Genomic DNA, 14,891 nt, shown 5'->3' with positions numbered 1-14,891 from the left:
TACCTCGGAGTGTCCTCGCGTCGCACATAAGCGCTTCACTTCGGGGCCGACACCGACTGTAGACTCTGCTCACTTCGACGCTGGCGACTCACGGCGAGTGACCGTAACGCGTCCGTCCGTTTCAGCGAGTTCGAATCCGAACTCTCGAAGCGCGGCTGGTGCACGAGCGTCATCTTCACCGTGAACCAACACCTCAACGAGATCTGCGGGCTCGTCGATATCCGTCGCCAGCCGAAACGAATCAACCATCTCGAGGCTGGCCCCCACGTCTTGTGCATTCTCACAGTGATCGAGATAGGACGTGCCATGGTAGTCGACTCGAACGTCCGGATGGCGCACAACGAGTGCGTTCGTCCCGCTGCCGCGACCTGGTGTGATAGCAACGTCTGCGTCAGTCGCAAAGAGTCGCTCGAGTGCATCTGGCGTCGCAAGCGCAAGATCTGCCATCACGACGGCAACGGGGTCGGACGCGCTTGCGCCAAGCCGTGCGTTGACCGCTTCAGTGAGTGGACGCTCATCGACAGCAACCGAAACTGCCTCGAGCACGCCGGACTCGAGGCTGTATGCCTCGGCCTCGAGGTCGAGTGGCGTCGTCGCGAGTACCGTTGGGTCGTAACCGGCGTCGGTGAGCGCGGTGAGTACGTCACCGAGCATTGCCTTTGCAAACGTCGAGCGCTCAGCCGGCGAGAGCACGGGCTGCAGCCGGGTTTTCGGAGTGCTTGCAGCGAACGGCACGACGATGCGCATTCGTTGCGTGGAACACAGTCTGCCCTCAAAAGAACGTCGAACCGGGTGCAACCGATCGCAAACGCCGACACCACAGCGTAGCGCGTGCCCCCCGACACGAACCTCCTCTCGCCTCTCACGTGGGTGTGCCACGTGCCGCCCTCGACTCGAGGCCGCCTAGAACAGCGGCTCGAGTTCGTCTTCGTCGTCTTCGACGAGTTCTTCCAGGTTCTCCTCGCTTTCCTGTTGGATATCGTCGATGTTGTCCTGTGCTTCGATTGCAACCTGCTGGAGACGCTTGATGCGCGGGACGTTGGTGACTCCCGACAGCAGGATGGCGGCTGCGACTTCCGGCTCGTCGCGCGGATAGTCGCCACCACGGACTTCCATGCTTCCCGTTTCCTCCTCGAGCCATTTCCGCCCGCGTTCGATGCCTTTCCGGTTCAGGTACTCCGAGGGGCCAGAGAGGACGAGCAGCGCGCGCTCGGTGCCTTCAATCTCACACGGGAGTGTGAGACGGCCGAGTGCGGCCTTGCGAACGAGACTCGTAATGCGGTTGGTCGTGTTTGCAGCGTCGAGATTGTCGCCGCTCCCGCCTCCATCGCCGGTGAATCGTGAGAGGAGACCGCCGCCGCTGTTCAACTCGACTTCTTCGCTGGCAAAGCCAACGGTCGAGACACCGCCACCCGAGAGGGTGTTGATAATCTCGGAGGAGTCGACGACGCTTTCGGCGACCTCTTCGCCTTCGCCGACCTCACCAGCACCGAAGAGGATGCCGAATCGGCGGACGATTTCCTCGTTAATCTGGTCGTAGCCGCCTTCGACGGACTCACCGGTTTGTCGCCAGGAGTCGTTGTCGAAGACCATCAGGTTGTCCACTTCGCGGACGAACGTCTGGAAGGATCGGGCCGCGTTGAGCGTGTAAATCCCACCTTCGTCCGTGCCCGGCAGGACGCCAAGCCCGTAGACTGGGATCGTATAGATCCGTTTGAGATGTTTCGCGAGGACGGGTGCACCACCGGATCCGGTACCGCCACCCATCCCGGCAACGACGAGGAACGCGTCGACTTCGTGCGTCGGAATCTGGTCGATTGCGTTCTGGACCTCGTCGATATCCTCTTCGGCGACTTCCGCGCCGAGCTCGTTGTCTGCACCCACCCCATGGCCCTTGACGCGGGCCTGCCCGATGAGTACTCTATTCTCCTGTGGAATGTTGTCCAGCCCGATGAGGTCCGCTTTCGCGGAGTTAACAGCGACCGCCGCACGGACGATTCCGCTGTTCGTTCGATCGTCGTAATCGAGGAATCGATCGACGATTTTGCCACCGGCCTGTCCGAATCCGATCATCGCCAACTTCATTGTTTGTCAGGGGGCTCCGTTGAATTGGTACCAGAGTGATGAAGGGCATAAGTCTTTCTATGATCTGAATTTCTTACACAATGTACTATTTCCCATAATAGGCTGCCAGCGATGATTTCCGCCGCAATTTTGTGAGTTGATCGGAACTCACAGCGGTCGTCTCCATCCGACTTTTATAATCTGGTTCTACCGAGAAGACGCTGTTATCTGCCGGTAACATGTCCTTACCAAACTGATGAATTGTTTGTTTCATGGGATCTACCGCTGGTTCTAGCAACTGCGCGCGAGACCCACTCGAGTTGTGTCGTCTCGAGTACGTAACCGCCACTGTGGGCAGGAGGAACGAACAGTCTATTCCCAGACACCGAGATACGAACTGAGTGTTTGTAGTTCCGTTTCGTCGACACCGAACGTGCCCACGTCGTTGTCCGCGACTGTGTTATCGAACTCGAGCGAGCGGGCCTGATCCGGGCCGAAGGGGACAAATGGAACGGGACCGACCGCAGTCAGGCCAAGTTTCGTCACTGGGAGTGGAATTGGGACGATCGTCACGGATTTTCCCTCGGCCGCGTACGCGAGTTCCGTCGCGTCCGCGAGCGTGACGATCTGTGGGCCACCGATCTCGTGTATTTCACCGATATGGGCGTCGTCCTCGAGCGTCTCGGCAAGCAGTGGGACGAAATCTTCGACCCAGATTGGCTGGAAACGCGTCTTGCCACCACCCGGTAGGCCGGTTACGTACGGCGTTGTCACCTGCTTTGTGAACTCGAGGAACTCCGCGCCGTCGCCGAACACGATCGAGGGGCGAACGATGGTCCACGAGAGGTCGGAGTCAGTGACGACGTCTTCAGCCCGTCCTTTCGCGCGGATGTAATCGGTCGGACCGTCGGGATCGGCCCCGAGTGCGCTGATCTGAACGAATCGAGGTACTTCGTGATCCTCGGCCGCGCGGACGAGGTTTGCGGTGCCGCCGAGGTGAACACGCTCGTAGAGGTCATCATCGTCGGGCTGAAACAACGGTGAGGGCGAGACAAGGTTGATGATGGCGTCGTGGCCGTCGACAGCGCTTTCGATCGAATCGTATGCGCTGACGTCGCCGACCGCGAGGTCGATGTCCACCGGGAGGTCGTCACTGTCAGGATTGCGTGACAGTGCCGTCACCTCGTGACCGCGCTCGAGCAGTTCCGTACACAGCGCCGTTCCAATGAAGCCGGCACCGCCAGCGACGAGGACCTTCATACCACCAACATACAGCCGTAGCGATAAATAGCTGATCGGCTACGTCGTTTGGCTGGACGCCTCGAGCGAGTCGGGCAGAACAGCAGTCCATTAATATCACCCGCCCGGACGTGTGGACATGCTCGTGACGCTCGAGGGACTCGACGGTAGCGGCAAAACGACGGTCTGGGAGGCTTTGCGGGAGCGTTATCCCGAGGCAGTCTTTACGCGCGAACCGACGAATGACTCGTGGTACGGCGACGCAGTCTATCGCTCGATCAAAGACGACGACGCTGACTCGCTTGCGGAGCTCTTTCTCTATACCGCAGACCACGCCGCCCACCTCGAGCGCGTCATCAAACCCGCCCTTGAACGCGACGAGGTCGTGATTTCAGATCGCTACTCGGATTCTCGCTTTGCCTATCAGGGCGCGACCCTCGAGCGCGCTGCCAACGACTACGGCCTCGACGACCCGCTGCAGTACGTCGTCGATGTCCACGAGCCGTTCTCGATCACGCCCGATCTGACGATCTACCTCGACCTCGAGCCCGAACGCGGCGCCGAACGCGCTGGCGCGACGAACAAGTTCGAACACGCAGACTACCTCGCGGACGTGCGGGCCAACTACGAACGTCTCCGTGAGAACGACCCAGAGCGCTTCGTCCGCATCGATGCGACACAGGAACCGGACGCCGTCCTCGAGTCGGTCAAGGAGGTACTGGCTGCGCAACTCACAGAGTAATCGCTCCACCCGGCCGGCCAAACGGCTTTCACGACAGCCGGTGACAGGCCGGCATGCACCGCGTTATCGCCGACCGTGACCTCTCTGCAACTCGGTTCGACGCCGACGACGCGCTCGCGTGTTTTCGCGATATGGTTCGTGCCCGCCAGTTCGACGACCGAGCGGTTGCCCTCCAGCGCCGTGGCTGGATGAGCGGCTATCCTCCCTTCCGTGGACAGGAAGCCTCGCAGGTCGGGGCAGCACACGCCTTGCTCGAGTCGGACTGGCTGGTGCCGACCTATCGCTCGAATGCGATGCAACTGGCCCATGGCGTCCCGATGGCCGATATTTTTCGCTTTCGCCGGGGCTACCCGGAGTACACCTCCGAGCACGACCTGAACGTGTTCCCGCAGGCGGTGCCGATTGCGACGCAGATTCCACACGCCGTTGGGTTGGGTATGGCACTCGAGTACGACAGCGAACCCGACGGTGAAACGCCAGCGGTCTGTTGTTATCTTGGTGATGGCGCGACCTCCGAGGGAGACTTCCACGAGGGACTCAATTTCGCGGGGGTGTTCGACGCTCCAGTCGTCTTTTTCTGTGAGAACAACGGCTGGGCGATTTCGATGCCCCGCGAGCGCCAGACGGCGAGTGCCACCTTAGCGCAGAAGGCCGAGGCCTACGGCTTCGAGGGCGTCCGCGTCGACGGCAACGACCCGCTCGCAGTACAGGCGGTCATGCTCGAGGCCCTCGAGGCCGCCCGAAACGGTGACCCAGTCCTCGTCGAGAGCCTGACGTACCGACAGGGGGCACACACGACGAGCGACGATCCATCCCGCTATCGAGACGACGCGCCCGACCTCCCCGACTGGCGCACTGCAGATCCGCTCGAGCGATTCGAGACCTATCTCCGCGATCAGGGCGTCCTTGACGACGCCCTGCGCGAGAACCTGGTTGCCGACGCCAACGCGGAACTCGAGGACGCAGTCGACGAAGTAGAATCAGCGCCGCTGCCTGACCCAGATGACGTGTTTGAGTCCGTCTACGAGGACATGCCGCCGCGACTCGCGGAACAGCGCGCGTGGCTCGAGGCGTTCGCGTCAGGAACAGAGGTTCGCGATCTCGAGTACTGAGCCTCCAACCAGGGACTATCAGCGACAGTCGTCGAAGAGACTGGCCGTAAGTGCGCCGCGAGCATCTCGAGCGGCGCACGATCCGGGGGAGGGCAGGCTATTACACCGTTCCCGACCGCGAGCGACCACGGGGAGCGAGCGGGCCGACGACTGATGTGAGCGACGGAACGGAGCGAAGGGAGGAGGAGTGCTTTTAATCGAATCTGAGCGGGATCGAAGATCCCGCGAGGTCGTCGGGCGGCAGCGCCGCCCGACTGCAAGCGATTCCGAAGGAATCGCCCAGTCCAAAAGAGCGCGGTGCGCTCTTTTGAAGATTTTGCCGAGGGTGCGCCTGTAGCGCACCCGCAGCGCAAAACTTCGTTCTTAGTCCATCGCAATATACGTCTTTGTCTCGGTCACCCCTTCGAGACCCTGGATATTCGAGGAGACGGTCTCGAGGATGTCATAGACTTCCTCGGCGTCGACTTCGACGATGATGTCGTAGGTTCCGGCGACAATGTGAGCGTCGCTGGCGCGGTCGAAGTCCCTGATATTGGCGAGGAGTCCCTCGGACTTCCCGGCGGCTGTCTTGACCATGATAAACGCGTGAACCATCTACCGTGTGGTACTTCATGACACGACTAAAACGTTTGCACGGTGGGTCTCGAGTGTGGCCTATTTCGGCCGAGGTACTCACGGCTCAACCGCGATCCGGAGCCCAATTTCGGTATGGTGTGGTAACGCAGGGCAAAGTTATTGACGGGGGCGAGCGTACCACAGGGTATGCGGTTCGTGATCATTGGCGCTGGACGAGTCGGGTTACGTACGGCGCGTGTCTTACGTGAGGAGGGCCACGATGTAACGCTCGTCGAGCGTGACGAGCCGAAATGTCGACGCGCTCGCAACGAGGGATTTTCCGTCATCGAGGGCGACGGCTCTCGAGAGGATCTCCTCGAGGAAGCAGGCATCGCCGAAGCCAATGCATTCGGCGCGCTGACCGGCGATCTGAACGTCAACTTCACCGCGTGTATGATCGCGAAACACTACGGCTGTCGGACTGTGATGCGGATCGACGAAGCCTACCGAGAGGGCATTTACCGCAAGTACGCCGCAGAAGTCGACGAGATCATCTATCCCGAGCGACTGGGCGCAATCGGCGCGAAAAACGCCTTACTCGGCGGGACGATTCGCGCAATCGCTGACATCGCCCAGCATCTCCAGGTTGTCGAACTGACCATCACTGACGATGCGCCGGTCAACGGCTACACAATCACCGAACTCGAGTTGCCTGCCGACTCGCGCGTGCTCGCGTTCGGCAAGCGCGAGGGTGAACTGGCACTGCCAGACGATGACGAATCACTCGAGGTCGGTGATCGAGTCGTCGTACTTGCCGATTTCGACGTGCTGAGCGACGTCCGACAGCTCCTGGTCGGTGAATCCACACACGAGGCGGCGACGAACGCGGCGCTCGAGGCGGACGCAGATACGGAGACGGCGGATAAGACGGACCAGTCTAACGAGGGTGTCAACTAATGGTTACTGCATTTGTCATGATCAAGGCGAATACGGGCGAGGCGGATCGACTACGAGATGATATCACCGAAATCGAGGGCGTCGAATCGGCGCATATCGTCGCCGGTGACGTCGATATTATCGCGAAAGCACGTGTCGAGACACCCGCCGAAGTCAAAGAGATCGCGGCGACACAGATTCAGTCTATCGAGGGGATCGAAGACACGCAGACGTATATCGCGATGGATTAGAACCACCTTTTTCGGTGCGTCGCGAGAGGCTACATCGGCATGCCGCCACTGCCACCAGGGCCGCCAGGGCCGTTCTCGGAGCCGTTCTCGGAGCCGTTCTCGGAGCCGTTGCCATCAGCTGCTTGCTGGCCGCGACTTTTGGCAGTCTCGAGGAGCGTTGCCGCCGGCCCGCGATATTCGTAGCCGGGAATAATTCCCTGTGCATAGGTTCCTTCGACATACTCGATGAGTGCCTTGGCGTCGTCGACGCCCTCGGTAGCGTCCCACGCAAGATACTTGAGCGTGACAGTGACTGATTCGGCGTCGCGCTCGACGACGGGATCGTCGTGCGTGCTCGTATGGGCAACAGTGAAGACGTCCTCGAGTCGGCGCTCGAGGGTTTCGAACCAGCCGTCTTCGACGACGGCAGCGACGGCTTCGTTTGCAACGGCGGCATCGAGCGTTGGGAGGGTGACGGTGACGGTGAATTCGCCGTCACGTCTGCCCTCGGCATCGCTGGCCGTGATGGCCGTCTCGAAGACGGTCGTCGTCAGCCGGTAGGTGCCGTCTGCGTCTGTCGGTTCGAACGCGTCGTGGGACTCGAGTTCGTCGCTGATGGGGTCGGGGCAGGCAGTCATTATCGACTGTAACGGGCGTCGCGAAAAAGGGCGTTACGCTGTGTGGTGGCAGATGTGTCTGTTATGAGTTTTGGATGAGTGGAACTACGTGTTGGCTATAGTAGCCACTGCAAGTCAATGCACACCTGATCGCCAGACAGGTCGGCGATCAGTGTGTGAATAGTTGCAGTTGTTACTATATCGTTTCACTCACTTCCGGCGACGAAGTCACCGGTTTCGTCCTCAAATGCACCCCATTACTACAACGGATACCGATGTGTTTTGTCGGTATGTCTCTCGATAAACGTGCTGCTGAACGGCGTCGATTTGCTCGTCTTCTCGGTGTCGATGGCGAACTCGGTTCTGGACTTCCGATGACGACCAGCGGCGACGACCGACATCATCAGCTACAGGAACCACATCGTGAGCACCGACCCACCACGGACCACGACGACGGCGCTCCGCCCTCGAGTGAGACTGATGGGTTCGAACCCGAGATTGCCAGGGAGTACGAACCCGACATCGACCCGGACGAAACGCAGTCGCTCGGTGCTGATTGAGACGGTCTGCGCTCTCCAGTTCGGGTGCAGAACGCTTGCACTTACGTGGAGACGGTGGTTTTGAGGCCCCGAATCAGGCGTTAGAGTCGTTACGTTCGGTGAGGAACGCCCGCAACGCGGTTGCAACTTCTTCAAAATCTTTCATCGTTAGTCCGTCAGTCGTGACGAACACGCCATCGGTGTCGGTGGTGACGCGAATCAAAAATCCGTTGTCGAACACCCGAATCGTGTAGTTGTAATCGCCCAGCTCCGACCCTTCATAGGCGGTCTGGGCCGTTTTGAAGCCGCGCCACTCGTGACCGATAAACGTCGAGAGGTCGGCGTCTCGCTCGAGGTCCTCACGCAGGTACACTTGCTCGAAGTCATCACGCGTAAAGTACGTGACTGACCGGAGACTGTCGCCGACGGCCGTTCGACAGGTCGTGACGATCTGTTCTGCCCGTTCGGACGTGAGTAGCCCAGTGGCCATACTGGCCCCATCGAAGCCAACCGTCTTAATGACGGGGGCTGGTGCTACCCACTGAAACAAACCGAAAGCGCCTCACTCCGTCTGCTCGAGTGCGGCCTCGAGATCAGCGATCACGTCGGCGGGATCCTCGATGCCGACAGAGAGCCGTACTAGGTCGTTGCTAACGCCGCTTGCGAGTTTCTCCTCCTCGGAGAGTTGCTGGTGGGTCGTACTCGCGGGATGGATGATCAGCGACTTCGCGTCACCGACGTTCGCGAGCAGACTGAACAGGTCGACCTCGTTACAGACCGTCTCTGCAGCATCGTAGCCGCCCTCGAGGCCGAAGGTAATCATCCCGCCGTAGCCCCCATCGAGATACTCGCTGGCTTCGTCATGCGTTTCGTGGCTCTCGAGGCCGGGATAGGTGACCCACGAGACCTTGTCGTGATCTTCGAGATACTCGGCAACAACCAGCGCGTTCTCGCAATGTTTCTCCATTCGGAGTGGGAGTGACTCGAGTTTCTGGAGCGTGACCCAGGCGTCAAAGGGCGACTGCTGGTTACCCAGATCGCGCAGACCGCGCGTGCGGGCGACGACGGAGAATGCCATGTCGCCGAACGTCTCGTAAAAGTTGATCCCGTGATAGGCCGGGTTCGGCTCCGTAATTTCGGGGTAGTCGCCCTCATCCCACGCAAACGAGCCGCCATCAACCAGCACGCCACCGACGGTCGAGCCAGCGCCGTGGAGCCACTTCGTGGTCGAGTGCCAGACCAGGTCCGCGCCGTGCTCGAGCGGGCGGCACAGAGACGGCGTCGCGAAGGTGTTGTCCACGAACAGCGGTACGTCGTGGTCGTGGGCGATATCCGCGATGCGCTCGAGGTCGGGCGTGACGAGTGCAGGGTTGCCGATTGTCTCGAGGTGAACGAACGCGGTGTCATCGTCGATGGCCTCCTCGTAGGCGTCGTAATCGAGCGTGTCGACGAACTTCGTCTCGACGCCACGCTTTTCGACGGTATGGGTGAGGTAGGTGTACGTGCCACCATACAGTGACGACGAGGAGACGATGTTGTCGCCTACGTCCGCCAAAATGAACGTCGCGAGGTCAAACGCGGCCATCCCGGAGGACGTGGCGAGTGCGCCGACGCCGCCCTCGAGCGTCGCGATGCGCTCTTCTAACATCGCGTTCGTCGGGTTCATGATCCGCGAGTAGATGTTCCCGGTTTCCTCTAAGCCGAACAGCGCGGCCGCGTGCTCGGTATCCTCGAACTGATAGGACGTGGTCTGATACAGCGGCGGCGCACGCGCGCCGGTCGTCGGATCTGGCTCCTGGCCGGCGTGAATGCTGTTCGTGGCGAACTCGCGCGTTGGCTCTTCGGAATCGTCGCTCATGTGATCGGTCACCACACGTCAGAACAGCATAAGTGTTGGCGAAACTTGCCACCGGCTGGGGGTATGCCGGGTGTTCGATCCTGCTACTCGAGCAGCAGTTCCCCGGTCATCTCCGGCGGCTGGGAAATATCGAGCAACTCGAGCATCGTCGGCGCAATATCCGCCAGGGTGCCGCCCTCGCGGATGGTTCGGCCGCCGTCAGTGCCGTCGGGTGCCAGATACACGAGCGGCACCTTGTTGTACGTGTGGGCCGTGTGCGGGTTCTCCTCGGTTCCCATATCGTCGGCGTTGCCGTGGTCGGCGGTGATGAGAACGTGTGCGCCCGCGTCCTCGAGTGCATCGACGAGGCGTCCCAACTGGGTGTCGACGGCTTCGACGGCCTCGATTGCAGCTTCGTAGTCGCCGGTGTGACCGACCATATCGGGGTTGGCGTAGTTGAGCACGAGCGTATCCGGATCGTCGGCTTCGATGTGTTCAATCGCCGTGTCCGTCACCTCGGGGGCACTCATCTCCGGCTGGCGATCGTAGGTCGGCACGTCGGGACTTTCGACGATCTGGCGGAGTTCGCCATCAAACTCGATCTCGCGGCCACCATTGAGGAAGTAGGTGACGTGGGCGTACTTCTCGGATTCGGCGATCCGCAACTGCGTTTTGCCCGCGTCGGCGAGCACCTCGCCAAGCACCTGTTCGGGCTGGTTCGGCGGGTACGCAATCGGCAGGTCGAACGTCTTGTCGTACTGGGTCATCATCACGACCTCCGCATCCGGCGGTTCGGTCTCGAGGGCGTCCGCCCAGTCTTCGGGTCGAATATCGGCCAGCATTCGGGTCAGCTGTCGCGCGCGGTCGGAGCGGAAGTTGAACCAGACGACTGAATCGCCATCTTGCAGCGCGGGCTGGCCACGAATCGTCGTCGGCTCGACGAACTCGTCGGTCTCGTCGCGCTCGTAGGACTGTTCGACGGCCTCGAGTGCGGAGTCGGCTTCGTACGTTGCCTCGCGCTCGACGATGGCGTCGTAGGCGCGTTTCGTCCGCTCCCAGTTCTGGTCGCGGTCCATTGCGTAGTAGCGCCCGGAGACGGTCGCGACGTGGCCAGTTCCGTTTTCGGCGACGACATCCTCGAGTGCGGCGAGGTACTCGCGCCCGCCCGTGGGCGAGGTGTCCCGGCCGTCCGTAATCGCGTGGGTGACGGCTTCGACGCCGCGGTCGGCGGCGAGTTCAATCAGCCCGTGGAGGTGTTCCTGATCGGCGTGGACGCCGCCGTCGCTAACGAGGCCAATGAAGTGTACGCGACCACCGTTCTCACGGGCGTTCTCGAAGGCCGTGTTGATCGCGTCGTTCTCGCGGAACGACCCGTCTGCAATCGAGTCCGCGATGCGGGTGTACTCCTGGTAGACGACGCGGCCGGCCCCGATATTCAGGTGGCCGACCTCGCTGTTTCCCATCTGTCCGTCCGGCAGGCCGACGCGACGGCCGGCGACCTCGAGTGAGCCTTCGGCACCGGCGGCGGCGAGGCGGTCGAAGGTGGGCGTTTCGGCAGCAGCAACTGCGTCTCTGCTCGTCCCGTCGCCGAGTCCCCAGCCGTCGAGGATAATCAGCGCAGCGTTCATATGCGACGGGTTGCCGGCCGCTCGTAACTAACTGTCGTTGTGCTGCGCTCGAGCGCGCACACGTTAGGATCGCAGACTCGACTTGCGGTGCGCGCAAGAATCACGGACTGCGGTATCGGTGCCTTCTAAGTCTTCGCGCTGAATGCATGCACCAATGAGTCGTCTACTCTCGCCGGGCCGTCGCCTGCAGCTCCGACTCGCGCTCGGGCTGTGTCTCATCCTCGGCCCGTACGCGGTCCTTGCCGCTGGTATCACCGCTGCGATTCGCGCCGTCTCTCATCTGTTTGCTGGCCTTGGCCTCTCGGCTGCAAACTCCCTGCTCGCCGTCCCGTGGCTCGTCTGGATCGGCGTGCTCACGCCGCTTTTGATCGCCGGAACGTACAGCCTCTCGCGGCGCTGGCTCGATCCACGCGAGTTCCTCGACGAGGACCTGGCCAGTCGCGATCCCGACCTTGAGGCGCGCGTGACACGGCTTGCGAAACAGGCCGACGTGCCTGCACCGGATGTCGTCCTCGCCGAGGCGTCGGTGCCGAACTCGTTTCTCGTTGGCCGCTCGAGCAATGCCGTCCTCGTCGTAACGACGGGGCTTCGTGATGCGCTCGCAGACGACGAACTCGAGGCCGTGTTGGCCCACGAACTCGCCCACGCGAGCAATCGGGATAGCACGCTGATGACAGTCATCTGTGGCGTGTTCGTGCTCAACAACGTCCTCTTTCAGCTCCTGTTGCTGGCCTTGCCGACGTTTGGCGCGAAGCCGATCAACGTCGAGGCTGGCGTGCTCGCAACGTACGGGCTGGCTGCCGCCGGCATCTCGTTTCTTGCCTTCGGCGAGTCGTTCTCGGTCCTCGTCTTCGTCGCCCTCGTCCTCTCGCTTTGGCTGTGTACCCTCGCGGTCGCTCTCTTCCAGTTCACGATGGGTGCGGTGACGGCCCCGCTCACGCGCGACCGGGAACTCGCTGCCGACCGTGGCGCGGTCGAACTCATTGGGACAGCCGCACCGCTTGCGAGCGCCCTCGAGACGCTGTCTGATCGCTCGCCAACCGATGTCGACGCCCGGGCGCGCAATCACGGCGTCTTGGCCGTCTCGTTCCTGCCGTATGCGACCGACCTCGTCTCGCGACCGGAGCGCCATCTCTCCGTTCGCCTCCTCGATCAGGTCTGGCTCATCGGCTGCATCCACGAGAGCACGCTCTTTGCGCCGGTCGCGGACGTCCTCGAGTGGGGCGCACAATCCTCGGCCAGTGCTGCGGGAGCGGCCGTCGATCACCCCTCGCTCGAGCGCCGAATCGAGCAGTTGCGGGCGACAGCCGCCAACTCGCGGTAAGTACGTGGCGAGTCGGGTGTCAATAGTCGACCGCTGACCATCGACCACCGGCGACCGACCGCTGACCGCTGACTTTTTGCGAGTGGACTGAGCGCCAGTGTGTATGACGCTCGATCCGGTTCACTTCGACGGCATCGCCCAACTCGCGGGACGGATCGATCACGGTGCCGATGCGAGCGACCGCCGCGCCTTTGCTGAAACCGTCTGGGAGCAGTTCCTCGACCCGCTCATCGCTCGAGATGGGCGGACAATCGTCAACCCCATCGGTGAGCAGTCGCTTCGGCTGGTCGACTGCGAGGATGTGGCGCTGCGGGACCGAGAGTTTCCGACCCAACACGGCCTCGACGCGGGGACGATCAACCCGACGACGTTCAAGAACGGGCTGGTCATCGACATCGCGCAGGCGGCGATGAGCGCCACGCCCTCGGATCTCGACTTGCACCGCTCGAGAACCGTTGTCGCGACGGTCCACTCGAACGACGAGACGATGGCCGTCGACGAAACCTGGGGCAAATTTGATGAGGGCTTCAGCCGCAGCCGAGCCGTGAAAATCCCGCCGCTGCCGCGGTTTGCCGAGGGCGTTGTTCACGCGCTCGCACTCTATCTCGCCGAGAGTACGCACGCCCGCGATCATGCCGACGAGGTCGAGGATTTGCTCGTCCTCGATGGGCCACTCTACCCGCGCGGGTTGCTTCGCTGGGCCGACCAGCACCCCGATCTCGCGGACTTCCTGCTCGAGGACCCGCGGCCGACGACAGTGCTCGAGAACTACGTGCGGCTGGTCGAGGAGTTCGTCGACCGCGAGGTGCCATTGATCGGATTCGTGAAGAATCCTGCAACTGGTGTCATTACGCGTACGCTCAAACAGAAGCGTAAGGCAGAACTCAGCGTTCCCTGGGCCAACGACGCGGCGCTCTTTACTCGATTGCTCGAGCGCGGCGAGTACGTCGATGATGTCGATGGACAACGCTGGGAACGGGACACGTCCGCGCTAACCTATACGAACTGGTTCCGTTCTCGCGGCGGCGTCGACGGGGTGATGTCCCGAACCGGCAACGCACTCGGCGTCGAGCGTGAACGCGATCTCGAGGCGTACGAAGTCACCTTCTTCGTCGTCTACGATCCGCGCGATGATCTGTGCTATCGAGTCGAAGCGCCGTACGCGTTCACCCGTGACGAGGAGATTCGCGAGGCGCTGACGATGCAGGTGTTACAGGACGTAGCAATCGCTCACGGCCCGCCGACGATCATCGAGAAGGCAGACGAACTCGCCCGGATTCGCAACCCCGAGAAGCGGTCACTCTGTGAGTCCTTCGAAGAGCAGTTCGACACGAGTCAGGACCGCAGCTACGACGACCATCGGTGGGCGGACTCGGCTGAACAGTACTAGTACTGTTTGGCACTGAAACGCTACTATCGTTCGACCGACTGTTCGTCGGGATCGGTCGCCGATTCGGTGTCGGCGTCGGTCTCAACCTCGAGTTCGACGTCCGACGGATTGATGCCGATTCGAGCGAACTGGGTGCGGATGTGCTCTTTGGCACACTCGAGCGCTTGTTCTTTCGTGTCGAACCCTCGTGGGAGCGGTGATTCGAACGCGAGATTGATCTCGCGGTCCTCAAGTTGCTGGATCGAGCCACCGCTGTCGACTTCGTAGAACTCGTCGCAGATCCAGACGTACGCGGCGTCTTGATCCGGTGCACCGCTGAACGAGGGGGCCTGTTCACCCCGTTCGTACAGCGTTCCGGTGAGTTCAGTCCCGCCGGCCTGACCGCGCACTATGTGCATGCGTCTAGAGAGGACGTGTGGTGCCAAAAATGCCGCGACCATGTCAACAGTCGTCATACAACTCACTAGTTCCATACCAATAGTTCAGAGTTCATCCATGAGTGCAGTTGGTGAGGCGGCAGGATCAGTGGGCAAGGGACATTGTTCTGGCTCACGCTGGCAGGTGTAACCCGGTCGGCAAAACTTGCTAGTTCTATTGACACGTAAAACGTATACTTGAGTGTCACCGCCTTACGAACCAGTATTCCAGGGTTTCTTTCGTCAGTTGACTCTCAGGATA

At 61.4% G+C, this 14,891-nt stretch carries 16 protein-coding genes; 7 read left to right on the top strand and 9 right to left on the bottom strand.

Annotated elements, in window-relative coordinates; genetic code table 11:
* Positions 1-69: 69 nt before the first annotated feature.
* From cofC to G6M89_RS04525, 3 genes are all read right to left on the bottom strand, one after another.
* A complete protein-coding gene (cofC, locus tag G6M89_RS04535) occupies positions 70-747 on the bottom strand; it encodes a 2-phospho-L-lactate guanylyltransferase (RefSeq protein WP_165160623.1) in 678 nt (225 codons plus the stop codon).
* 156 nt (positions 748-903) lie between these two features.
* Complete coding sequence (locus tag G6M89_RS04530) at positions 904-2,085, bottom strand: tubulin/FtsZ family protein (RefSeq protein WP_165160622.1); 1,182 nt, start codon at positions 2,083-2,085, stop codon at positions 904-906.
* A 351-nt stretch (positions 2,086-2,436) separates the two neighbouring features.
* Positions 2,437-3,324: a complex I NDUFA9 subunit family protein gene (locus G6M89_RS04525; RefSeq protein WP_165160621.1), complete on the bottom strand. Its 888-nt coding sequence runs from the start codon at positions 3,322-3,324 to the stop codon at positions 2,437-2,439.
* A gap of 118 nt (positions 3,325-3,442) precedes the next feature.
* Between G6M89_RS04525 and tmk the strand changes: the two genes are divergently transcribed.
* Together tmk and G6M89_RS04515 are read left to right on the top strand one after the other, a co-directional pair.
* Entirely contained in the window at positions 3,443-4,045 is a 603-nt protein-coding gene (gene tmk / locus G6M89_RS04520) for a dTMP kinase (protein WP_165160620.1), read from the top strand.
* A gap of 53 nt (positions 4,046-4,098) precedes the next feature.
* A complete protein-coding gene (locus tag G6M89_RS04515; protein ID WP_165160619.1) occupies positions 4,099-5,157 on the top strand; it encodes a thiamine pyrophosphate-dependent dehydrogenase E1 component subunit alpha in 1,059 nt (352 codons plus the stop codon).
* Positions 5,158-5,520: 363 nt separating this feature from the next.
* Here the strand turns inward: G6M89_RS04515 and G6M89_RS04510 are convergent, their stop codons facing one another.
* Positions 5,521-5,751: an Lrp/AsnC ligand binding domain-containing protein gene (locus G6M89_RS04510; protein WP_165160618.1), complete on the bottom strand. Its 231-nt coding sequence runs from the start codon at positions 5,749-5,751 to the stop codon at positions 5,521-5,523.
* A 168-nt stretch (positions 5,752-5,919) separates the two neighbouring features.
* Between G6M89_RS04510 and G6M89_RS04505 the strand changes: the two genes are divergently transcribed.
* Both G6M89_RS04505 and G6M89_RS04500 read left to right on the top strand, forming a co-directional pair.
* Positions 5,920-6,669 (top strand): TrkA family potassium uptake protein, encoded by a 750-nt coding sequence (locus G6M89_RS04505; RefSeq protein ID WP_165160617.1) that lies wholly within the window; start codon positions 5,920-5,922, stop codon positions 6,667-6,669.
* On the top strand, positions 6,669-6,899 hold the full coding sequence (locus G6M89_RS04500) for an Lrp/AsnC family transcriptional regulator (RefSeq protein WP_165160616.1): 231 nt from the start codon (positions 6,669-6,671) through the stop codon (positions 6,897-6,899). The genes G6M89_RS04505 and G6M89_RS04500 overlap by 1 nt, the downstream gene beginning before the upstream one ends.
* Positions 6,900-6,928: 29 nt before the next feature.
* On the opposite strand, the gene G6M89_RS04495 is transcribed toward G6M89_RS04500, so the two are convergent.
* Positions 6,929-7,516, bottom strand: coding sequence for a DUF5813 family protein (locus G6M89_RS04495; protein ID WP_165160615.1), 588 nt, complete (start codon positions 7,514-7,516; stop codon positions 6,929-6,931).
* A gap of 269 nt (positions 7,517-7,785) precedes the next feature.
* Between G6M89_RS04495 and G6M89_RS04490 the strand changes: the two genes are divergently transcribed.
* Positions 7,786-8,055: a hypothetical protein gene (locus G6M89_RS04490; protein WP_165160530.1), complete on the top strand. Its 270-nt coding sequence runs from the start codon at positions 7,786-7,788 to the stop codon at positions 8,053-8,055.
* A gap of 73 nt (positions 8,056-8,128) precedes the next feature.
* On the opposite strand, the gene G6M89_RS04485 is transcribed toward G6M89_RS04490, so the two are convergent.
* From G6M89_RS04485 to gpmI, 3 genes are all read right to left on the bottom strand, one after another.
* The gene (locus G6M89_RS04485) at positions 8,129-8,524 is read right to left on the bottom strand and encodes a hypothetical protein (RefSeq protein ID WP_165160614.1); all 396 of its coding nucleotides are present in this window, start codon (positions 8,522-8,524) and stop codon (positions 8,129-8,131) included.
* 72 nt (positions 8,525-8,596) lie between these two features.
* Complete coding sequence (locus tag G6M89_RS04480; RefSeq protein WP_165160613.1) at positions 8,597-9,892, bottom strand: O-acetylhomoserine aminocarboxypropyltransferase/cysteine synthase family protein; 1,296 nt, start codon at positions 9,890-9,892, stop codon at positions 8,597-8,599.
* A gap of 83 nt (positions 9,893-9,975) precedes the next feature.
* Positions 9,976-11,499: a 2,3-bisphosphoglycerate-independent phosphoglycerate mutase gene (gpmI, locus tag G6M89_RS04475; RefSeq protein WP_165160612.1), complete on the bottom strand. Its 1,524-nt coding sequence runs from the start codon at positions 11,497-11,499 to the stop codon at positions 9,976-9,978.
* Between the two features lie 154 nt (positions 11,500-11,653).
* On the opposite strand from gpmI, the gene G6M89_RS04470 reads away from it, so the two are divergent.
* Together G6M89_RS04470 and G6M89_RS04465 are read left to right on the top strand one after the other, a co-directional pair.
* Positions 11,654-12,823, top strand: a complete 1,170-nt coding sequence (locus G6M89_RS04470; protein WP_165160611.1) for a M48 family metalloprotease — start codon at positions 11,654-11,656, stop codon at positions 12,821-12,823.
* A gap of 103 nt (positions 12,824-12,926) precedes the next feature.
* On the top strand, positions 12,927-14,213 hold the full coding sequence (locus G6M89_RS04465) for a DNA double-strand break repair nuclease NurA (RefSeq protein ID WP_165160610.1): 1,287 nt from the start codon (positions 12,927-12,929) through the stop codon (positions 14,211-14,213).
* A gap of 23 nt (positions 14,214-14,236) precedes the next feature.
* Here G6M89_RS04465 and G6M89_RS04460 read toward each other — a convergent pair whose 3' ends face one another.
* A complete protein-coding gene (locus tag G6M89_RS04460) occupies positions 14,237-14,611 on the bottom strand; it encodes a hypothetical protein (RefSeq protein ID WP_165161294.1) in 375 nt (124 codons plus the stop codon).
* Between the last annotated feature and the right edge of the window lie 280 nt (positions 14,612-14,891).

The organism is Natronolimnobius sp. AArcel1, assembly GCF_011043775.1.
GTDB lineage: Archaea > Halobacteriota > Halobacteria > Halobacteriales > Natrialbaceae > Natronolimnobius.
Note: the sequence above shows the minus strand (reverse complement) of the source record. Positions and strands in the feature narration are given on the sequence as shown.